Raw genomic sequence first — 18,366 nt, forward strand, 5'->3', positions numbered from 1 at the left:
ACCGGAAAAGCGGCACGGCCGCTCGGGATGGACGTCTGTGACCCACCGCCTCCGGTAGGCTCAATAGGTGGTTCGGACAGAAAGGTACCGTGACATGCAGATTGAACCGCGCCTGTGGCGACGCGGGCTGGCCGTGCTGGCCCTGAGCCCGCTCGCGGTCCTCGCGCCCGCTACCGCCCACGCCCAGGACGAGGAGGTCTTCGACTCTCCGAAGGACGCCGCCGCGTCCTGGCTGGCGGAACAGGCCGAGGGCGACTACTGGATGAACGGCGGACAGCCCAGCGAGGGCACCACCCTGGACGCCGCCATCGGCTTCATGGCCGCCGGCGTCGGAGGAGACCGCGTCGAGGGATCGCTGCAGTGGTTCAGCGACAAGGACGTCCTCGACGGCTACCTCTTCAGCGGCGAGGACGGCGACGACATGAACGCCGGCAGCGCCGGGAAGCTCGTCTACGCGATCGAGACCTCGGGCGGAGACTCGTCCCAGTTCGCCGAGCGCGACCTCAAGAAGGACCTGGCGGACACCAAGGCCGACGGCGGCCTGTACGGAACCACCGACTCCTCCCTGGCCACCGCCTGGGCCGTGCTCGGACTGGACCGGGCCGGCGAGGAGATCGACGAGGAGACCGGCACCGCCCTCGCCGGAATCCAGTGCGAGGACGGCAGCTTCAGCTGGCAGGGCGGACCGGACTGCGCCGGGACCCCCGACATCACCGGCACCGTCGTGTCGGCCCTGACCGTGATCGGCGGCGACGACGCGGCGGCCGCGAAGGAGAAGGCCGTCCAGTGGCTGCTGGACAACCAGGCCGAGGACGGCTCCTACAACGCCGACGGCAGCGAGGACACCGCGGGCGACGCCAACTCGACGGCGGTCGCCGCGCAGGCGCTCCTCCAGGGCGAGCACCGCGAAGAGGCCGAGAAGGCCGTGTCCTTCCTCCTGACGCTGCAGCTGGGCTGCGGCGAGGACGGAGAGGGCGCCGTCAAGTACCAGGCCGAGGAGAACGAGGAGTTCGGCGAGGAGCCGCGCGTCCTCGCCACCGCGCAGTCCCTGGTCCCCCTGTCGGGCCAGAACTACGTCGACCTGGACGCCTCCGCCATGGAGAGCGGAATCCCGGACGTCGAGTGCCGGGCCGACGGCGGCACCGAGGAGTCCGAGGCGGCCGAGAAGACCGCCACCTGGCTCCCGTGGGCGATCACCGGGGCCATCGTCGTCATCGGCGCGGTCATCGCGTTCGCCGTAGTGCGCAGCAAGCGCCACCACGCGGAGAAATAGGATTATGGGGCGGACCATGGTGTTCCAGACGGCGCTGACGGCCGCGGCCCTCGCCGTGGCCGCCCCGCTCCCCGCCGCCGCGGAAGAGCAGGCCTGCACAGGAGTGACCGTCGTGGTCGACTTCCCCGACGGCACGACCGCGAGCGGCTGCGCCGACGACCCGGGCAACGGACTCGAGGCGCTCACCCAGGCGGGCTTCACCGTCACCGAGGTCAACGGCCAGGCCGGCATGGTCTGCCGCATCGACGAACGGCCCGAGACCTCCTGCGCGGCGACCCCCTCGCAGGACGAGTACTGGTCGTACTGGACGGCCGGCGAGGGCGACGAGGACTGGACCTACGCCCAGGCCGGCCCCTCCCAGGCGAGGCCGGGCCCCGGCTCCAGCCAGGGCTGGACGTTCGGCGACGGCGAGACAGAGCCGAGCCGGCCCCCGGCGGCGGCCCCGGTCGGCGAGCGGTCCGACGAGAAGGCCGACGGCTACTGGTGGATCGCGGCACCCGTCCTCATCGTCCTGGTCGCCGCGGCCGCCATCGTCGTCCGCCGCCGCAATGCCGACTGACGCCGTACGCGTCCGCCCCGGGCACGGCGAACTCCGTCCGAGGCCCCACGGCCCCCGCCGACCGCACGGCGCCCGGGGGAAGAGGAGCGTCCACCCGGCCGCCTGGTGGGGATGGGCCATAGCCCTCGCGACGGTGACCGCCCTCAGCCACAATCCCTGGACGAACCTCCTCATCGTCGCCGTCACCGGCCTCGTCGTGGCCGCCTGCCGCGGCGACGAGCCCTGGTCGGGCGCCTGGCGCGTCTTCCTGGCCATCGGCCTGACCGTCGTCGGCATCCGCTTCGTCTTCTACTTCCTGTTCGGCGGGACCGAGGGGACGACCGTCCTGTTCACCCTGCCGCAGTGGAACATCGGCGACACCGGCCTGAGCGTGGGCGGCAGGGTCACCGCCGAGGGCGCGCTCGCGGCCCTCTACGACGGCCTCCGACTGGCGACCCTGCTGATCTGCGTGGGCGCGGCCAACGCCCTGGCCAGCCCCAGGAGGCTGCTGCGGAGCCTGCCGACCGCCCTCTACGAGATCGCGCTCGCCGTGGTCGTGGCCCTCGCCCTGATCCCGCAGCTGGTGAGCGCCGTCAAGCGCATCCGGCGGGCGAAGGAGCTGCGGGGCAGCAGGAAGAAGGGACCCATCGTGTTCATGAGGACGGTGCTCGCCCCGGTCCTGACCGACGCCCTGGACCGGTCGCTCGACCTGGCGGCCTCCATGGCCAGCCGCGGGTACGGGCGCGCCACGGCCGTCGACCCGCGCAACAGGCGCACGGTGGCCGGCCTCAGCATGATCGCCCTGACCGGGATCCTCGTGGGGGCCTACGGGCTCCTGACGTACGAATCGGCGCTTTGGACGTGGGGGATGCTCTTCGCCGGCGCCGCCGTGGGCGTCACCGCCGTGCGGGCGGCCTCCCGGAGATTCCGGCACACGCGCTACCGCCGCGACCGGTTCCGCCCGGTCGACTGGGCCGTCCTCGCCTCCGGAGCCGTCGCCCTGGCCGGAGGCATCGCCAACAACGTCATCTCCCCCTCGCAGATGTGGCCCACCCCGGAGCTTGCCCCGCCGCCGCTCGCCCTGATCGCCGTGCTGGGAGTGCTCACGGCGGCCGCCCCCGCCTTCTTCGCCTCTGAGGAGTCCCGGTGACCGAACCGACCGCCGTAGAGTTCCGCGGAGTCGGCTTCCGCTACGGAGGCGACCCCGTCTTCGAGGACGTCTCGTTCCGCCTCCCCGAAGGGGAGTTCTGCCTGCTGACGGGCCCGACGGGCTCGGGCAAGACGACGCTGCTGCGCATGGTCGACGGGCTCGTCCCGTACTTCAGCGGAGGCACCGTGACCGGGTCGGTGACCGTGGGCGGCAGGGAGATACGCACGACGACCCCGGCGGAGAACGCGGACCTCGTCGGATACGTCAACCAGGACCCCCTGGCCGGCTTCGTGACCGACGACGTGGTCGACGAACTGGCCTTCACCGCCGAGCAGCTCGCCGTCCCCTCCGCGGCCATCCGCAAGAGGCTCACCGAGATCATGGACCTGGTGGGGCTCGCCGAACTGCGGGGCCGGACCCTCGCCACCCTCTCGGCCGGACAGCGGCAGCGGGTCGCGATCGGCGCGGCCCTGACGGCCGGGCCGCGGATCCTCGTGCTCGACGAGCCGACCAGCGCGCTCGACCCCGCCGGCGCGGACGAAGTGCTCAGCATCCTGCACCGTCTCGTCCACGATCTGGGCATCACGGTGCTGCTCAGCGAGCACCGCCTGGAGAGGGTCATCCAGTACGCCGACTCGGGCCTGGTCATCCGCGGCACCTCCGTCGTGGCGGGCGCCCTGTCGGACACCCTCGCCGGAACGGACATCGCGCCTCCCGTGGTCAAGCTCGCGGAGGCGGCCGACCTGAGGAAGGCGGACGGCGGACTGCCGGTCACGGTGCGGGACACGAGGAGAGTCGCCGAAGCGCTGCGCGACCGCCTCGACGGGACCGAGCCGCCGCACCCGCGCGCGGAGGACGCCCCGATCCTGGCGGAGGTGGACGGCCTCTGCGTCGACTACAAGGACTTCCGCGCCGTCGACGAGGTCTCGCTCGCGGTTCGGCGCGGCCAGAGCACGGCCCTCACCGGCCGCAACGGGTCCGGCAAGAGCAGCCTCCTGTGGGCCGTCCAGGGCACGGGACCGCGTTCCGGGGGACGGGTGTCCTTCGACGGCACCGACCCCGCCGACCTCAAACCGCCCGCGCGGCGGGCCCTCGTGGGACTCGTCCCGTCCGAACCCGCCGACCTGCTCTACCACGAGAGCGTCGCCGCCGAGTGCGCCGAGGCGGACGGCGACAGCGACGCCCCGGCGGGGACGTGCGAGAAGATCTTCCACAAGATGGTGACCGCCGAGCCGGGCGCCGTCCCGCCGCCCGCGGACGCCAGCCCCAGGGACCTCTCCGAGGGCCAGAAGCTCGCGCTCGCGCTCGCCGTGACCCTGACCGCCGCGCCGCCGCTCCTACTGCTCGACGAGCCGACCCGGGGACTCGACTACGGCGCCAAGGGAGTGCTCACGGCGCTGCTGCACGAGCACACGGCCGCGGGCGGGGCAGTACTGCTTGCCAGCCACGACGTCGAGTTCATCGCCGAGTTCGCCGACCACGTGCACCTCCTGTCGGACGGGCAGACCGTGGCCGAGGGGCCCGCCCGCGACATGATGGGCGCCTCGCCGATGTTCGCGCCCCAGGTGGCCAAGGTGCTGCCCGGGTGGATGACCGTTGGGGAAGTGGAGGCGGCCCTCGATGAGTGAGCCGCTCCAGGAGCACCGGTTCTCGCCCAGAGCGGGGGCGAAACTGGGCGTCGCGCCGTCGCTGGTGCTGGCGATGGCGGCGGTCTTCGGACTCGCGGCCATGGTCTGGCCGCTGTTCGCCGCCCCCGGATCGGCCGTCACCCAGGACGCCACGGCGCCATGGATCTTCGCGCTCATGCTGCCGGTCGTCCTGGCCGTGGCGCTGACGCAGGTCGCCGGGGGCGCACTGGACCCGCGGGCGATCGCGATGCTGGGGGTGCTGTCCGCCGGGGTCGCGGCCGTGCGCCCCTTCGGCGCCGGCGCGGGCGGCATCGAGACGGTCTTCTTCCTGATCATCCTGGCCGGGCGGGTCTTCGGCCCGGCCTTCGGTTTCCTCCTGGGCACCACGGGCCTGCTGACCTCGGCGTTCCTGACCGGCGGGATCGGCCCCTGGCTGCCGTACCAGATGTTCGCCGCAGCCTTCATCGGCCTGGGCGCGGGGCTGCTGCCCGGTGCCCGGAGGGAGTCGGGCGAACCGGGGCCGCGGACGAGGACCGGACGAGTCGGAGAGCTGGGAATGCTCGTCCTCTACGGCATCGTCGTCTCGCTGGTGTTCGGACTCCTGCTCAACCTCTCGTTCTGGCCGTTCACCATCACCACGGGCGCGCTCGCCTACGTGCCGGGCGCCGACTTCAGTGAGAACTTCGGGCGGCTGGTCCTCTACAGCCTGGCCACCTCCCTGGGCTGGGACCTCGGTCGGGCCGTCACGACGACGATCCTCCTGGCGGTCGCCGGGCCGCTGTTGCTGAAGATCTTCCGCCGCGCCGCCAAACGCGCTCGGTGGGAGGGCTGAGGCGCTCGCCGGACTCCGACGGCCCCCGGCCGAGTCGTTCGAACGCTAGATTTGACGGGCTCGTGTATCTCATGTTCGCCGCCTCCTCGTCGAGTCTCTCGAACGCGGGTGCCTGTCGGTGCCGGACGATAGCCTGAGCCGATGGAGCAACGCATCAGCCTCATCACGCTCGGAGTCCGCGACCTGGAGCGCGCCAAAGCCTTCTACCAGGCCCTCGGCTGGCAGTGCCAGGAGATCGAAGAGACCGTCTTCTTCCAGACGGGCGGCATCGGGTTCGTCCTCTGGGGCCTCGACAAGCTGGCCGCCGACTGCGGCCTGGACGACGACGGCGCCGCCGGGTTCGGCGGGGTCGCCCTCGCGCACAACGTCCGCTCGGACGGGGAGGTGGACGAACTCCTGGCGGTGGCGGAGCGCGCCGGGGGAACGGTCACCAAGCCGGCCCGGCAGTCGCCCCTGGGCTTCTACACGGGCGTCTTCACCGACCCCGAGGGCTATCCCTGGGAGATCGCGCACAACCCCGGGATTCCGCTGAACGCGGACGGGACGCTGACGCTTCCCGACTTCAGCGCCATGTAGAGGAGCCCGCCCGCCGTCGCGGCTCAGACCCCGCCGCGACGGCCGCCGGCTCCCTGCCTGATGCCGAACAACACTGCGGACAAGTTCCCTCCCCGGAGCCCGACAGCGCCTTGGCTCGGGCCTCGACCGCGAACTCGGCCGGCGGCTTCTCGCCTGAAGTCGAACAACACTGCGGACAAGTTCCCTCCCCGAAACTTGAGGGTGCCTCGGCTCAGGTCAGGTCCCCACCGCGAACTCGGCCAGTGCCTCGGCGTGGACGAGGGCGGAGTCGAACACGGGGAGATCGGTGTGCTCGGGCTTGATGAGCATGCCGATCTCCGTACAGCCCAGGATGACGCCCTCCGCGCCGCGTTCGCGCAGGCCCTCGATGACCTCCAGGAACCTCTCGCGCGTCGCGTCCAGGACCACGCCCCTCGTCAGCTCCTCGTAGACGGCGCGGTGGACCTCTCCGCGGCCGTCCTCCCCCGGCGTCAGGATCTCGATCCCGTGGCGCGACATGCGGTCCTGGTAGAAGCCGTGCTCCATGGTGAACGCGGTGCCGAGCAGCGCGACCTTCCCCAGGCCCTCCGCCCGTATCGCGTCGGCGGTCGCGTCGACGAGGTGGACGAGCGGGATGGAGATAGCCTCTTCGACGTGCCCGGCGACCAGGTGCATCGTATTGGTGCACAGCGCCGCGCAGTCGGCTCCGGCCTTCTCCAGCGTCCGGGCGGCCTCGGCGAGCATGCGGCCCTGCTCGTCCCATTCGCCAGCCCGCTGCAGGCGCTCTATCTCGGCGAAGTCGACGGTGACCATGACGCTCTTGGCGTTGTGGTGGCCGCCCAGGCGCCGATTGACGCCATGATTGAGGTAGCGGTAGTAGTCGGCGGAGGATTCGGCGGACATGCCGCCTATGAGCCCGATCGTCTTCATGGGGCGATTGTCCCACCGCTGTGCGGGAATGGGCATTACCGCATTCCCAGAACTTGTCTATTGCCAGTTCATGGCACCTGCAATATAGTCCATTGTCGATATTCAGTGGTACGGTTCAGGTATGCCCACCGAGGAGAGCGACATGAGCGGCCACCAACACCACGGACACGACCACGAAGACGCCGACGGCCCGGACCATGCACACACCACCGAGCACGGCTCGGGCCACAGTCACGCACACGGCACCGGTCAGGACGGAACGTCCGGCCACGGTCACGGCGCAGACCACCGCCATGAGCACGGTTCCGACCACGGCCACGAGCACCGCTCCGGCCTGTGGCACCGGATCGGGCACCTCGTCCGTCCCCACTCGCACGACTCGGCCGACAAGGTCGACAGTGCCCTGGAGGGCAGCCGCGAGGGCCTGCGGGCCCTGTGGATATCCCTGGCCCTCCTCGGGGCGACGGCCGTGACCCAGGCCGGCGTATTCGTCGTGACCGGATCGATCGCCCTGCTCGGAGACACCCTCCACAACGTCGCCGACGCGCTCACCGCCATTCCGCTCGGCATCGCGTTCCTCCTGGGACGCAGGGCCGCCACCCGCCGCTTCACCTATGGCTTCGGAAGGGCCGAAGACCTCGCCGGAATCATCATCGTCGTCTTCATCGCCGTCTCGGCCTTCGCCGCCGCGTGGGCCGCGATCGACCGTTTCCGCCACCCGGCCGACATCGACTTCCTGTGGGCCGTGGCGCTCGCGGGGATCATCGGCTTCGCGGGCAACGAGCTCGTGGCCCGCTACCGGATCCGCGTCGGACGGCGGATCGGGTCGGCGGCGCTGGTGGCCGACGGCCTCCATGCCCGCACCGACGGATTCACCTCGCTCGCCGTCGTCGCAAGCGCGGGCGGCGTGGCGCTGGGATGGGGGTGGGCCGATCCCGTCATCGGGCTGCTCATCGCGGTGGCGATCCTCTTCGTGCTCAAGGACGCCGCGCGCGAGGTCTACCACCGGCTGATGGACGCCGTCGACCCGGCGATCGTGGACCGCACGGAGAAGGCCCTGCGCGAGACTGAAGGCGTGGTCGACGTCGGCTCCGCGCGGATGCGCTGGGTCGGGCACCGCCTGCACGCCGAGATCGAGTTGCGCGTGGACCCCGGCCAGTCGGTGACCGACGCGCATGCCATCGCGGTCGAGGCCGAACACCGTCTGCTGCACGAGATTCCGCACCTGTCCAGGGCCACCATCCACACCGATCCGGCGCTGGAAGGTGTACATCGGCCCCTGGAACACCACCGGCGCTGATGGTCGCAGGACGGCGCCGGTCCCTGGAACCCCACCGTCATTGACGGTCGCAGTGTGGCGTCGTCCCCTGGAACATCGCCGGGGATGACGGCCTCAGGGCGGCGCCGACCATATCTTGACTCGGCATTTCCCTTCCGCGCGAATCCCTTTGCGATTCCGGCGGCGCAGACCGTCCAAGCAGGTCCATCGCGGATTGCCGTCTGGCGCCCATGAGTAGAATCGAGAACTGGTTCTACTGTCCCCCTGGCGTGAGGAATCCCGTGACGTATCCACCGCAGCCGCCTCCCGGCCCCTACGCTTCTCCCGGCGGGCCGCCCGGCCCGATGGGGCCGGCCGGGGCTTACGGTCCCGCGCACCCGGTTCCCGGAGGGGCTCCGATGCCGGGCCAGGTTCCGGTCGACGCCGGCCAGTCGGCCCGGCCGGGGACCATCAAGGGCCTGGTCGTCCTCCTCTATATCTCCGCGGTCTTCTACGCTCTCCTGGAACTGTGGAACATCGCGATGCTGATCGAGAACCCGCAGCCGCTCGGCCTCATCGGCGCCGTGCTCGGGCTGTACGGTGTCGTCCAGGGCCTGCTCAACCCCGTCTACATCAACCGGGGCAAGCGGTGGGCGTGGATCTGGTCCTTGGTCGGAGCCATTCTCGGCATGGTCATGGGCCTGCTCATGATCATCATGGGCATCGCCACCATCGATGTGACCGAGGGACTGCCGCTTCTGATCGGTATCGTCTACGGCGGTTACTTCGGTACCTTCTTCGGCCTGCTCGTCAGCCCGTCGGCGCGGGCCTACATCCTGATGAAGCGGATCGAACGCGGTGAGGTTCCCGGGATGATGCCCGGTGCCATGCCCATGCAGGCTCCGGCCGCTCCGGTCGCCGCTCCGCAGAGGCCGGAGCGGATGCCCGAAACGGCCAAGGCCGCCCTCGCGCTGATGTGGTTCATCGTCATATCGCCGCTGATCGCCGGCGGTCTCATCGCCATCGCCTACGAGGCCTCCTCGTACAACTCCGAAGGCACCTGGTCGGCCGCCTTCGACGAGATCTACGGCAGTTTCTTCGCCAGCGACTACGTCCTTGCCTTCGCGATTCCCTTCGCCGTCGTCCTAGGACTCATGCTTCCGGGCATCATCGGCTTCACCAAAGGCAAGTTCTGGGCGCGTGTTTACTGCGCCGTCGTCGCCGGCGTGCTCATGCTTCCCCTGGCAGGCTTCACGATCATGAGTTTCGCCGAGAGGGGCGACTTCGCCGACCGCCGTGTCTCCGACTGGACTCTCAGAGAAGGACATGTCGACAACTACGACGCGACGGTCCAGGCCTTCACCTTGGCGGGAGCGACTACGATCGTCACTCTGCTGGCCTCGGTGGCCGTCATGATCCTCATTTTCTCCCGCAGTGGAAAGACCTGGACGCCGGCGACGCCGTCTCAGTTCCACGTCATGCTGATGGCGCAGGCCGGAGGCCAGCCCGGCATGCCTCCACAGGGATACTCGCAGCAGCCTATGCCGCCGCAGGGCCACGTGCCGCAGGGCATGCATCCGCAAGGGCAACCTCCACAGCCCGGTTCGGTTCCACCGCAACAGTATCCGTATCAGTAGTTCGCGTTGAGCGTCCGTTCGCGAGGAAGATTCCATGGCTGACACCGAACAGAAGAATTCGAAGATCCACATCTGGCTAGCGGTCGCCGCCATCTGGCTCGTGCTCTATGGAGGCTTCTTCCTGGCCCAAGAGTGGCAGTCCATGGAACGGAAGTCCGAGAGCTCCACGCTCATGGACCCGATCGAGGACTGTTCCATGCAGTCGTCGCCTGACGAGGGCGAAGGCGTGACATTCGAGTGCCGGGCCGAATCGGCACCGGAGGATGAAGAAGTGGAGATCGACTGGGAAGCCGTGGCTCTGCCGGCGGGAGCCGTGGTCGTCGGTCTGGTCTTGGCAGGGTTTGCCGTTCGCAGCCATCGCAGGACGAAGCGAGAGGCTCAGAGGGGCCGTGCGATTTTGGAGTGACTCCGCGACATGGCCATTGAAGCCAGAAGGCTTAAAAGCGTTGCAGGACAGGCATAGATGGTTGGGCCACGCATCAATCTAGTATGGAATCATGCTCGGTTTTCTCAGATGGTTCCAAGGCCTGTTCATCGTGCTCGCGGCCTGCGCGCTATTCGTTTCCATCCTATTGGCTGTGGACAATGCGAAGACCGCAGGCGTCCCAGGTTCACTGGTCTTCACAGGGATCGGAATCCTGTCCGTGTTGATTTCTCTGGCCATCGGAACTGCCCTGCCGCGACCCAGCGACAGGGAGTTGCGTTGAACGCATGGCGGAAGACCATTGTCGTCTCCCCTCCCTGCTCAGCTCAATACTCTGCGTAGATCTCGACGATGTTGCCGCCAGGATCGCGGAAGAAGATCGCCCGATGGCGCCATGCGGGTAGGTCCGTTGGCTCCATGACGATGTCGACGTCGTTGTCCAGTAGTTCGGTATGGCAATCGTCCAGGTTTGAAGGCGGCACTCGGAACGCCAGTTGGACCGACGCGGATCCTGGAATCGCCGGACCGTCGTCCCATGCCGGGCCTTTTCCTCTCGGGCGCAGCGTGAACAAAGTGGTACCCACTCGGAAGCTCACCCACTTCTCCTGATCGTGCTCGATCTGGAAACCCATGACATCCCTGTAGAAGGCCTTCATCGCGGCCATATCGTCGCAGAGGAGAACCGCGTAGTCAAAGTTGCTGATTGCTTTGAGGCCCAAAGCCATTCACTTCCCATCGCATTTGCCGGACCACCAGTATGGCAAGGCGTCCTGTGCGAAGGAATTGGGATGGAGAAAGCATTCCTGATCTGCGGGGCCGGGCTTCACGGATGATTGGGCCTAAGACGTTCGGGCACTTCTGGACGTTCGGTGCGCGCCTCGGCGTGTCGTGGTTGACTACCCAATATGGGCTGGGTGACACTGGGTATCGGTTCGGCAGACCAGATGTCTGTCGAAGATCGCAGTGGACATCCAGTCTCCTTCGATAGCGGCCCGCCAGCCTCAAGTTTGATCGCTAGAACTGGCGGACCGCCCACAACAAACGTTCCTCGAAAGGATCGCTGTACTGACTCATCGTAGTTGATCTGTTCGGCTGATTCCAGCCGCCTTTCCGTTGTTGACCGCGATCGTGCGATCGCGTCCAGTCGCCGTGCGCTCAAGTAGTCCTTGAGCAACCCCGTACGTGCCTGTAGCTGCAGATACGCGCGTTCGGTCCGTCACGGCCGCACTTCGCCATGTTCCCCGGCGAGTAAACACCAGCTCAGTTCTTTAGTTCCCCCTGGCCTGAAATCAGGTGTGCAGGGGAGTTTGGAGGCTTTTTGATGCCTATCTCGATGCCACTCACTCTCGGTTCGTTCACCATCGAGGGCCGCAAGGTCCAGATCGTCCGCAGGGCGGCACGCAAGATCTTCTGGATCACCGTCGACGGCCGTACTGCGGCGATGGTCCACACCCACGACCGGTTCCTCCTGCCTCAACCGGGTTGGTCGATCCGGGACGACGTCGCTGACTGGCTGTTGGAGCAGACCATGCGCGCTCACTCCCACTTCGTCGCTTACTGCTTCGCGAAAGGAGTCCACCCCTAATGAGCACCCTTTCCGAGCACTCGGATTATGTCTACGCCGCGATCGTCTTCGTCGTCGCGATCGGCTTGTACGCCTTCGCCGTCTACCACGGCAACATCTACGGCCACAACGACCCGGACACGCACGACGAAACTACCAGTACGAACACGCTCCACGGCCGAGCACAACGGCACGGACGCCCAGCCAGGCGCGTGTTCGGGCGGGCGAAGGCCCGGACGGTGCGTACGGACGGGACTGTCCTGGGGGCGGTGTCGTTTCTGGCGCGGACGTTCGAGGTCCGCGAGATCGACGTCTACACGGGCGTCATCATCGCCATCGAACCCGGCGGACAGCGTTTGATCGTCGGGGAGGCTGACTGGGGGTGGGGCTATCCCGGCCGGGTCTACTGGTCGCCCGACCCCAAACGCCACGCATTGTTCTCCGACAACAGTCGTCTGAAGTTCGCGCTAGAACAACGCGTCTACGCCGTCATCGACCGCGCCGTCTTCGGCGCCGACCTCCCACCACGCTTCCACGAGGAAGTCTGGACCGTGGATCCGTATGTCTCACCGGACGAGCGAGCACAACAACACCGGCAACCGCAGGTTCAGTCACAGCAGGCGTGGACGCAAGCGCCGTCACCGTCGCTTTCGCGTCCTAGACCGCAGTCTCAGGGTCAGGGGCAGTGTCAGGGGGTGGGTCGTGACCGTGCTGTATTTGCCGCCTGACACTTCCGACCTCGGCACGCTCCACCACTACGAGCATGTCTTCGACGTCCACTACGACGCCGAGGCCGGCACGGTCTTCCTGCTCGAACCGACCGACGACGACACACCGGTCCAGCAACGGGTTCCGGCCGTCATCGCCGTCTGCGGTGGAGGAGTCTGGGCCAAACTCACGCTCTACTCCGACGAGCTCTACAAACAAGCCCGCACGTTTCGCAACTGGGAGAACGAAATCCGCGACGCCATCATGATCCACATACAGCGGCATCGGTGACTGACCAACTGAGTTAAATGCTGGTGCCGAGGCTTTGCCTCGGCACCAGCATTTAACTCATGGTGGCTGCCCAAGTAGTTTGTGGACTCGTTTGCCGTAAATCCAGTGCCACGGTGTTATGCACGAGTCCGGCATCGTCATTAGGGCCTGGGAAAGTGGTCCCGAGAGTGCCTCGAGAAGTCTGTGAAGAATCTGTATGTTGGAGAGATCGGTTCTGAAATGTGGAGCTTCTGGCTACCCTTTTCACGCGTATATCAGCAGTTCATCAAGGGTTTGATACTTTCCTTAGCACGTTATAGTATCTGATCAGATACATTCGGGAGGGATCATGGGTGGAGAGATCATTCGAGAGGCCCGACAAGCCGCTGGACTTACACAAGAGGAATTGGCCAAACGCTCGAAGACTTCGCGCACCTCACTTTCGGCATATGAACATGGCAGGAAATCGCCGACCTTGGAGACCACCGAGCGCATCCTCAAGGCAGCGGGGTCAGGTTTGGCTCTCGATCAAGACATCGAATTCACCCTGATGCGATCCCCACGTGGGAGGGTCTTCACCGTGCCGGGCAGGTTGCCGCGATTGCCGGTCGCCGATGCAATGGCGTCAGTGCGGCTCCCCCTGCACCTGAGCTGGTCGGGGTCGGATCGCACCTTTGACATGTCCGACCGGAGACAGCGCACGCGAGTGTACGAGGTCGTCCTCCGGGAAGGCACAGCGGACGACATTCTCTGCTTCATCGACGGAGTACTTCTGGTCGACCTGTGGGAAGAGCTGGTCCTGCCAGGTGCTATTCGCAATGCGTGGGAACCGCTGGTGACAGGTGGCAAAGGAAGATGACAGGCGAGTCCCTCACAGGGTTTCAAGTTGAAGTCCTCCGGATTTTCTTTGACCTTCCGGAAAGCCGTGGTTTCGCCCTCACCGTTGGTGACGAACTGATCGCCCAGGGCCTGACGTCACGCGAGACTCGAGGACCTCGACCTGTTCACCGCTGTGAACACTGGAAGCGTTCTGACTGCAGTAGAGGCGCTAACGGCATCCTGTCAGGATCGGGGCTGGTCGACGAGGACGATCCAGGGAAGCGTAACATTCGTTCGTTTGCTGGTGGAGTCCGAACACGGACCTTTGCTCATCGACCTCGCCGTGGACGTTGCTCCATCGCGGCCGCCGATTCGAACGGCGGTGGGCCCGGCTTTCGATCCGGAGGAATTGGCAGGTAGGAAGCTGATCGCGTTGTTCGACAGAGCCGAGGCTCGTGACTTTGCCGATGTCTATCTTCTTTCCCAGCGTTTCGGGCGCCAGGCGTTGCTGGATCGCGCGGCAGAGGTGGATCTTGGATTCGATACTGCCGTCCTTGCTCAGATGATGCGAGGTCTGGGCCGATTCGATGATGATGAGATTCCCATCGATCCTGGTCTCGTGGAGAGTGTTCGTCGGGATTTCGCCGAGTGGGCCGATGCGCTGGACGGCAGGAATCCCTGAACTTGACTGAACGGCAACAAGAAGCCGGTTCTCACTGAGAGCCGGCCTTTTGTTTTGAGGAGCTATGAGGGTCCGAGCTCGCGGCCAGTTGATGTGGGTCATCGCAGAGAACTTGGCCATGTCGTGGAAACGCACTGCCGACCGCGCTGCTAGTGAATGGATCTCGCTTTCTGCCTACCTGAGGCAGCTGGTCCATGAGGAAGCCGCCCGGCCCACCAATGCGGAGGTCATTCAACGAATCGAGGCGGAGCGCCCTGTCGAAGCGACCATGGATGAGGTCCGCTCCTTCATTGAGGCGGAGCGTTGGCAGTGACACCGGCCGACGCTTTCACGATTCGGGCGGCGCTGCTACGGCGGCGGTGGCGACTCCTGGCAACGCCACGAGTTTCAGCGTGAGTTCTGACGAGCCTTTCCGGTTCTCCCCATTGTCCTCGGGTCGGCCACCGACTCCGCGACAGGGAAAGGACGTCACAGGACGTGCCCGAACCACACCTTGCGCTCGATCAACATGGGCCGCACTAGGCCTGCGATGTGCTCCGCGTAATGCTCCGAGTCCAGGTGCGATTGGAAGGCGGCCTCGTCAGTGAACTGCTCGTACAGCGTGAACCTGGCCTCTTCGCCTTGTTCCGCGTCCTCATGCACAAAGTACAGGACGTTCCCCGGCTCCTTCTCTCGGACCGATTCGCGCATGACTGCAAGCGTGGAACGAATCAGGCCGGCGTCTTCAGGCCTGCATTTGTAATGGGCGATGACGGCATATGTCATAGGTCCTCCCTCAGCTCGTTCTCAGTAGACCACGGTTGGCCGACGATTGTCCCTTTCCGACGTGAAGGGAGCAGCCGCGTCATCTAGGCGGCCGGGAACACGAGCGCTTGGACGACGAAGGAGTTTCGGCATCCCTTGGTTTCACTTCTGCCCGGCGATTGGGTGCGCGAGGAACTGATCGCGGACTTGGTCGGGTACAAGAAGACCAGCATGACGGGGACCGTCTACCGCCAACAGTTGCGGCCGGGGCCACTTCTGGCGCTGAGGTGCTGGACAAGGTAATTGAACAGGACATTTAGGGGTAATGAGTAACAGACTGAGTAACAAGAAAGGCTCTGGGAGTGATTCCCAGAGCCTTTTCTGCTGGTGGAGCTAAGGAGATTCGAACTCCTGACCTCTTCCATGCCATGGAAGCGCGCTACCAACTGCGCCATAGCCCCGTGAGCTTGTCTTCCGGGCGTTGCGCCCTTCGACCCTGACTATATTACACATCCTCCCAGCGGGCCGCCAACGGGGGGTGCGAGGTCGCGGTCACACATTATGACCAGGCAAAACGCGCCAATCGTCCGCACTATGTGGCCTGGGTCAAAGCTACTCCCAAATGACCGAGCGGGCATGCCTCCTGGGCTGGAAGACGTCCGACAGCTGGGAGGCGACGGCCAGCAGCCGCGAGGTCGACCCGGGCGGCCCGATCAGCTGCACCGAGGAGGGCAGCCCGTCATGCCGCGAGCCAACCGGCACGACGACGGCGGGCAACCCGGTCACTCCGGCGGGAGCGGTGAAGGCCGCTGAGGAGACCAGTCCGTTGACGTTCGCCCGCAGTGTCGCCTCCGACCAGGACCGCGCGGCGGCGGGCCCGGAGGGAAGGGCGGGCGTGATGAGCAGGTCGACGTTGTTCACGCTGAACCAGTCCTCGATGTGCCGCCTTGCACGCTCTCCCTGGCCGAGCAGCCCGGCGATCCGGTTCTGCCGGTGCAGGGTCGCGCCGAGGCTCGCCAGGTGGCGGGTCCGCCGCTGCAGGGCGCGGAAGTGCCGCGAACGGTGGAACGCCGCGGTGGCCCACACGGCGGAGGAGACGGTGGGCAGACGCCGCCCCCAGTCGGCCTTGGCGCGAAGCGTCCGGTGACCGGCGTCGGTGAGCGCCCGGACGGCCTGCAAGAGGGAGGCCGTGTTGTCCTCGTCGGCCTTCCCCGGCATGGGGGTGCTGGTCGAGGCGGCGATGCGCAGTGGGCGGGGCTCCTCGCGAGCGCTGTAGTCGCGGTTGGTGAGGGTACTGACGCCGAGAACCAGGTCGGCGGCGGTGGTGGCCATGAGGCCGGGCTTGTGGACGTACCAGACGGGAGAGGGCTGGTCGGTGGCGGTGACCTCGGTTTCGGGACTGTAGGCGAACAGCCCGCACGAGGCGGCGGCGGTGCGCACTCCGCCAGCGGTGGCGGGCCCGTCGAGCCCGATGGCCAACGGCGCCAGCCCGAGGGCGAGCGCGGCGGCCGCTCCTCCGGAAGGCCCGCCGGGGCTGTGCTCGGGGTGGTGGGGGTTGCGCAGCACCTGTCCGGGCTGGTCGGTGGCGGGCCACAGCCCCAGTTCGGAGGATCGTGTCGTGGCTATCATGACGGCGCCGGTGCCTTTGAAGCGCCGGATGGCCTCGTGGTCGCGGTCGGGCGACTCGATGAACGTGGCGTTCGACCCCAGTTGGGAGGCCTGTCCGGCGAGGGGCAGCTGCTGGCAGGTGATGACGGGGACTCCGGCGGTGGGCAGGGCGGAGCGGTCGGGCTCGGGCACGGGCACGGGGATCTCCGGGAAGAGCTCGGTGGAGCCGTTGGAGGTCCCCGTGTCGGCCGAGGAGTCGAGGGTGTCGATCAGCTGGGCCTCGATGGAGGCGGCTTCGTGGCGCAGGTTGTGGACGCAATCGTCGGGCCGGCGCTTGTAGTGGTCGAGGTGGTCGTGGAGGACCGCCTCGGCCGTGGCGTCATTGCGGCGAACCGCGGTGGCAATGTCCAATGCTGTTGCGCCGGCCCAGGTCACGTGCTGCTCCTTCGTTGGACGGCCAGGCCGTCGTGGTGTTCGCTGGAGGGAACCCCCTAGTCTAGCGCCTGTTCCAGGTCCGCCAGGAGGTCTTCGGCGTCCTCGATGCCGACCGACAGCCGCACGAGGTCCGAGGGGACCTCGAGCTCCGATCCCTCGGCCGAGGCGTGGGTCATCCGCGCCGGGTGCTCAATGAGGGATTCTACGCCCCCAAGGGATTCGGCGAGGGTGAACAGCTTCGCCCTGTTGCACATCTCGACGGAGGCCTCTTCGCCGTCCTTGTGTCGGAAGGAGACCATCCCGCCGAAGCGGCTCATCTGCTTGGCGGCGACGGCGTGAGAGGGGTGCGACTCGAGGCCGGGGTAGTAGACCTGGGCGACCTTCGGGTGCGAGGAGAGGTAGGCGGCGATGCGCTCGGCGGTGTCGCAGTGGCGTTCCATGCGAACGGAGAGGGTCTTGGCGCCGCGGTGGGTGAGCCAGGCGTCGAAGGGGCCCATGACGGCGCCCATGGAGTTCTGGTGGAAGCGGATCCGCTCGGCCAGGTCGTCGTCGTTGACGGCGATGGCGCCGCCGACGGTGTCGGAGTGGCCGTTGACGTACTTGGTGGTGGAGTGGACGACGATGTCGGCGCCGAGGTCCAGCGGCTGCTGGAGGTAGGGCGTGGCGAAGGTGTTGTCCACGGCGACGTGGAGGTCGTGGTCGGCGAGGGCCGTCGTGATCTCGGTGATGTCGGCGATGGTGAGCAGCGGGTTGGTGGGCGTCTCGATCCACACCAGTTTCGTGGCGGAGGTGCACGCGGCCAGGAGGGCGCCGGGGTCGTCGATGGGCACGGCGGTGTACTCGACTCCCCAGCGCGCGGCGACCTTGTCGAAGAGGCGGAAGGTGCCGCCATAGGCGTCGTTGGGGATGACTACGTGGTCGCCGGGTTTGAGGAGGGCGCGGATCAGGGTGTCCTCGGCGGCCAGTCCGGAGGCGAAGGCGAAGCCGTGGCGCCCGTTCTCGAGGGCCGCGAGGCACTCCTCCCACGCGGTGCGGGTCGGGTTGGCCGAGCGCGAGTACTCGTAGCCGTTGCGGAGCCCGCCGACGCCGTCCTGTTTGAAGGTCGAGGTCGCGTAGACGGGTGTGATGACGGCGCCCGTGACGGGGTCGGCTTCGGAGCCGGTGTGCACGGCGCGAGTGGAGAATCCGGATTCTGGCTGCATGGCTCAAACCTAACCGATCCGGGGGCGGCGGGTGTGCGGCACGCGGAGGTTTGCGCGGGCGTCTTACTCTCAAAATATAGGAATTTATCCTTCCGAAAGGACATAGCGC

Annotated in this window: 21 protein-coding genes and 1 tRNA gene; 16 read left to right on the forward strand and 6 right to left on the reverse strand. The window is 67.0% G+C overall.

The window, feature by feature from the left end; all coding sequences use genetic code 11:
* The first annotated feature begins 94 nt into the window (after positions 1-94).
* The 6 genes from ACFTE1_RS21255 (at position 95) to ACFTE1_RS21280 (ending at position 5,997) form a co-directional block, all read left to right on the forward strand.
* On the forward strand, positions 95-1,273 hold the full coding sequence (locus tag ACFTE1_RS21255; protein ID WP_380617691.1) for a prenyltransferase/squalene oxidase repeat-containing protein: 1,179 nt from the start codon (positions 95-97) through the stop codon (positions 1,271-1,273).
* A 16-nt stretch (positions 1,274-1,289) separates the two neighbouring features.
* Positions 1,290-1,832, forward strand: coding sequence for a hypothetical protein (locus ACFTE1_RS21260; RefSeq protein WP_380617690.1), 543 nt, complete (start codon positions 1,290-1,292; stop codon positions 1,830-1,832).
* Positions 1,822-2,961, forward strand: a complete 1,140-nt coding sequence (locus ACFTE1_RS21265) for an energy-coupling factor transporter transmembrane component T family protein (protein ID WP_380617689.1) — start codon at positions 1,822-1,824, stop codon at positions 2,959-2,961. The genes ACFTE1_RS21260 and ACFTE1_RS21265 overlap by 11 nt, the downstream gene beginning before the upstream one ends.
* Positions 2,958-4,589 carry an ABC transporter ATP-binding protein gene (locus tag ACFTE1_RS21270; protein ID WP_380617688.1) on the forward strand — a complete coding sequence of 544 codons (1,632 nt, stop codon included), beginning with the start codon at positions 2,958-2,960 and terminating at the stop codon, positions 4,587-4,589. The genes ACFTE1_RS21265 and ACFTE1_RS21270 overlap by 4 nt, the downstream gene beginning before the upstream one ends.
* Complete coding sequence (locus ACFTE1_RS21275; protein ID WP_380617687.1) at positions 4,582-5,421, forward strand: ECF transporter S component; 840 nt, start codon at positions 4,582-4,584, stop codon at positions 5,419-5,421. The genes ACFTE1_RS21270 and ACFTE1_RS21275 overlap by 8 nt, the downstream gene beginning before the upstream one ends.
* 141 nt (positions 5,422-5,562) lie before the next feature.
* Entirely contained in the window at positions 5,563-5,997 is a 435-nt protein-coding gene (locus ACFTE1_RS21280) for a VOC family protein (protein WP_380617686.1), read from the forward strand.
* A gap of 216 nt (positions 5,998-6,213) precedes the next feature.
* Here ACFTE1_RS21280 and ACFTE1_RS21285 read toward each other — a convergent pair whose 3' ends face one another.
* Positions 6,214-6,906: an aspartate/glutamate racemase family protein gene (locus ACFTE1_RS21285; RefSeq protein ID WP_380617685.1), complete on the reverse strand. Its 693-nt coding sequence runs from the start codon at positions 6,904-6,906 to the stop codon at positions 6,214-6,216.
* A gap of 142 nt (positions 6,907-7,048) precedes the next feature.
* Between ACFTE1_RS21285 and ACFTE1_RS21290 the strand changes: the two genes are divergently transcribed.
* The 4 genes from ACFTE1_RS21290 to ACFTE1_RS21305 all read left to right on the forward strand — a co-directional run bounded on the left by ACFTE1_RS21290 (position 7,049) and on the right by ACFTE1_RS21305 (position 10,508).
* Complete coding sequence (locus tag ACFTE1_RS21290) at positions 7,049-8,206, forward strand: cation diffusion facilitator family transporter (RefSeq protein ID WP_380617684.1); 1,158 nt, start codon at positions 7,049-7,051, stop codon at positions 8,204-8,206.
* Between the two features lie 377 nt (positions 8,207-8,583).
* Entirely contained in the window at positions 8,584-9,801 is a 1,218-nt protein-coding gene (locus tag ACFTE1_RS21295) for a proline-rich domain-containing protein (protein ID WP_380617683.1), read from the forward strand.
* 34 nt (positions 9,802-9,835) lie between these two features.
* Positions 9,836-10,207: a hypothetical protein gene (locus ACFTE1_RS21300; RefSeq protein WP_380617682.1), complete on the forward strand. Its 372-nt coding sequence runs from the start codon at positions 9,836-9,838 to the stop codon at positions 10,205-10,207.
* Between the two features lie 91 nt (positions 10,208-10,298).
* On the forward strand, positions 10,299-10,508 hold the full coding sequence (locus ACFTE1_RS21305) for a hypothetical protein (RefSeq protein WP_380617681.1): 210 nt from the start codon (positions 10,299-10,301) through the stop codon (positions 10,506-10,508).
* 43 nt (positions 10,509-10,551) lie between these two features.
* Here the strand turns inward: ACFTE1_RS21305 and ACFTE1_RS21310 are convergent, their stop codons facing one another.
* Positions 10,552-10,950, reverse strand: a complete 399-nt coding sequence (locus tag ACFTE1_RS21310; RefSeq protein WP_380617680.1) for a VOC family protein — start codon at positions 10,948-10,950, stop codon at positions 10,552-10,554.
* A 596-nt stretch (positions 10,951-11,546) separates the two neighbouring features.
* On the opposite strand from ACFTE1_RS21310, the gene ACFTE1_RS21315 reads away from it, so the two are divergent.
* The 6 genes from ACFTE1_RS21315 to ACFTE1_RS21340 all read left to right on the forward strand — a co-directional run bounded on the left by ACFTE1_RS21315 (position 11,547) and on the right by ACFTE1_RS21340 (position 14,581).
* A complete protein-coding gene (locus tag ACFTE1_RS21315) occupies positions 11,547-11,810 on the forward strand; it encodes a hypothetical protein (protein WP_380617679.1) in 264 nt (87 codons plus the stop codon).
* A complete protein-coding gene (locus tag ACFTE1_RS21320; RefSeq protein ID WP_380617678.1) occupies positions 11,810-12,517 on the forward strand; it encodes a hypothetical protein in 708 nt (235 codons plus the stop codon). The genes ACFTE1_RS21315 and ACFTE1_RS21320 overlap by 1 nt, the downstream gene beginning before the upstream one ends.
* A complete protein-coding gene (locus ACFTE1_RS21325; RefSeq protein WP_380762854.1) occupies positions 12,507-12,788 on the forward strand; it encodes a hypothetical protein in 282 nt (93 codons plus the stop codon). Before ACFTE1_RS21320 ends, ACFTE1_RS21325 begins: the two co-directional genes overlap by 11 nt.
* A 328-nt stretch (positions 12,789-13,116) precedes the next feature.
* Positions 13,117-13,626: a helix-turn-helix domain-containing protein gene (locus ACFTE1_RS21330; protein ID WP_380617676.1), complete on the forward strand. Its 510-nt coding sequence runs from the start codon at positions 13,117-13,119 to the stop codon at positions 13,624-13,626.
* 141 nt (positions 13,627-13,767) lie between these two features.
* Positions 13,768-14,268 carry a nucleotidyl transferase AbiEii/AbiGii toxin family protein gene (locus tag ACFTE1_RS21335; protein WP_380617901.1) on the forward strand — a complete coding sequence of 167 codons (501 nt, stop codon included), beginning with the start codon at positions 13,768-13,770 and terminating at the stop codon, positions 14,266-14,268.
* 118 nt (positions 14,269-14,386) lie between these two features.
* Positions 14,387-14,581 (forward strand): hypothetical protein, encoded by a 195-nt coding sequence (locus tag ACFTE1_RS21340; RefSeq protein WP_380617675.1) that lies wholly within the window; start codon positions 14,387-14,389, stop codon positions 14,579-14,581.
* Between the two features lie 155 nt (positions 14,582-14,736).
* On the opposite strand, the gene ACFTE1_RS21345 is transcribed toward ACFTE1_RS21340, so the two are convergent.
* From ACFTE1_RS21345 to ACFTE1_RS21360, 4 genes are all read right to left on the reverse strand, one after another.
* Positions 14,737-15,033 (reverse strand): putative quinol monooxygenase, encoded by a 297-nt coding sequence (locus tag ACFTE1_RS21345; RefSeq protein ID WP_380617674.1) that lies wholly within the window; start codon positions 15,031-15,033, stop codon positions 14,737-14,739.
* A 364-nt stretch (positions 15,034-15,397) separates the two neighbouring features.
* Positions 15,398-15,473 (reverse strand) — tRNA-Ala (locus ACFTE1_RS21350).
* A 151-nt stretch (positions 15,474-15,624) separates the two neighbouring features.
* The gene (locus tag ACFTE1_RS21355) at positions 15,625-17,055 is read right to left on the reverse strand and encodes an amidase family protein (protein ID WP_380617673.1); all 1,431 of its coding nucleotides are present in this window, start codon (positions 17,053-17,055) and stop codon (positions 15,625-15,627) included.
* A 56-nt stretch (positions 17,056-17,111) separates the two neighbouring features.
* Positions 17,112-18,257: a cystathionine gamma-synthase gene (locus tag ACFTE1_RS21360; protein WP_380617672.1), complete on the reverse strand. Its 1,146-nt coding sequence runs from the start codon at positions 18,255-18,257 to the stop codon at positions 17,112-17,114.
* Positions 18,258-18,366 lie beyond the last annotated feature (109 nt).

The sequence above is a fragment of the Salininema proteolyticum genome (assembly GCF_042685645.1).
In the GTDB taxonomy this organism is placed as follows: Bacteria; Actinomycetota; Actinomycetes; order Mycobacteriales; family Micromonosporaceae; genus Salininema; species Salininema proteolyticum.

Bases quoted from the DNA above. Each gene is read 5' to 3' on its own strand.
- ACFTE1_RS21255 (WP_380617691.1), top strand. From the start codon at position 95: ATGCAGATTGAACCGCGCCTGTGGCGACGCGGGCTGGCCGTGCTGGCC.
- ACFTE1_RS21260 (WP_380617690.1), top strand. From the start codon at position 1,290: ATGGTGTTCCAGACGGCGCTGACGGCCGCGGCCCTCGCCGTGGCCGCC.
- ACFTE1_RS21265 (WP_380617689.1), top strand. From the start codon at position 1,822: ATGCCGACTGACGCCGTACGCGTCCGCCCCGGGCACGGCGAACTCCGT.
- ACFTE1_RS21275 (WP_380617687.1), top strand. From the start codon at position 4,582: ATGAGTGAGCCGCTCCAGGAGCACCGGTTCTCGCCCAGAGCGGGGGCG.
- ACFTE1_RS21280 (WP_380617686.1), top strand. From the start codon at position 5,563: ATGGAGCAACGCATCAGCCTCATCACGCTCGGAGTCCGCGACCTGGAG.
- ACFTE1_RS21285 (WP_380617685.1), bottom strand. From the start codon at position 6,906: ATGAAGACGATCGGGCTCATAGGCGGCATGTCCGCCGAATCCTCCGCC.
- ACFTE1_RS21290 (WP_380617684.1), top strand. From the start codon at position 7,049: ATGAGCGGCCACCAACACCACGGACACGACCACGAAGACGCCGACGGC.
- ACFTE1_RS21295 (WP_380617683.1), top strand. From the start codon at position 8,584: ATGCCGGGCCAGGTTCCGGTCGACGCCGGCCAGTCGGCCCGGCCGGGG.
- ACFTE1_RS21300 (WP_380617682.1), top strand. From the start codon at position 9,836: ATGGCTGACACCGAACAGAAGAATTCGAAGATCCACATCTGGCTAGCG.
- ACFTE1_RS21305 (WP_380617681.1), top strand. From the start codon at position 10,299: ATGCTCGGTTTTCTCAGATGGTTCCAAGGCCTGTTCATCGTGCTCGCG.
- ACFTE1_RS21310 (WP_380617680.1), bottom strand. From the start codon at position 10,950: ATGGCTTTGGGCCTCAAAGCAATCAGCAACTTTGACTACGCGGTTCTC.
- ACFTE1_RS21315 (WP_380617679.1), top strand. From the start codon at position 11,547: ATGCCTATCTCGATGCCACTCACTCTCGGTTCGTTCACCATCGAGGGC.
- ACFTE1_RS21320 (WP_380617678.1), top strand. From the start codon at position 11,810: ATGAGCACCCTTTCCGAGCACTCGGATTATGTCTACGCCGCGATCGTC.
- ACFTE1_RS21330 (WP_380617676.1), top strand. From the start codon at position 13,117: ATGGGTGGAGAGATCATTCGAGAGGCCCGACAAGCCGCTGGACTTACA.
- ACFTE1_RS21340 (WP_380617675.1), top strand. From the start codon at position 14,387: ATGTCGTGGAAACGCACTGCCGACCGCGCTGCTAGTGAATGGATCTCG.
- ACFTE1_RS21345 (WP_380617674.1), bottom strand. From the start codon at position 15,033: ATGACATATGCCGTCATCGCCCATTACAAATGCAGGCCTGAAGACGCC.
- ACFTE1_RS21360 (WP_380617672.1), bottom strand. From the start codon at position 18,257: ATGCAGCCAGAATCCGGATTCTCCACTCGCGCCGTGCACACCGGCTCC.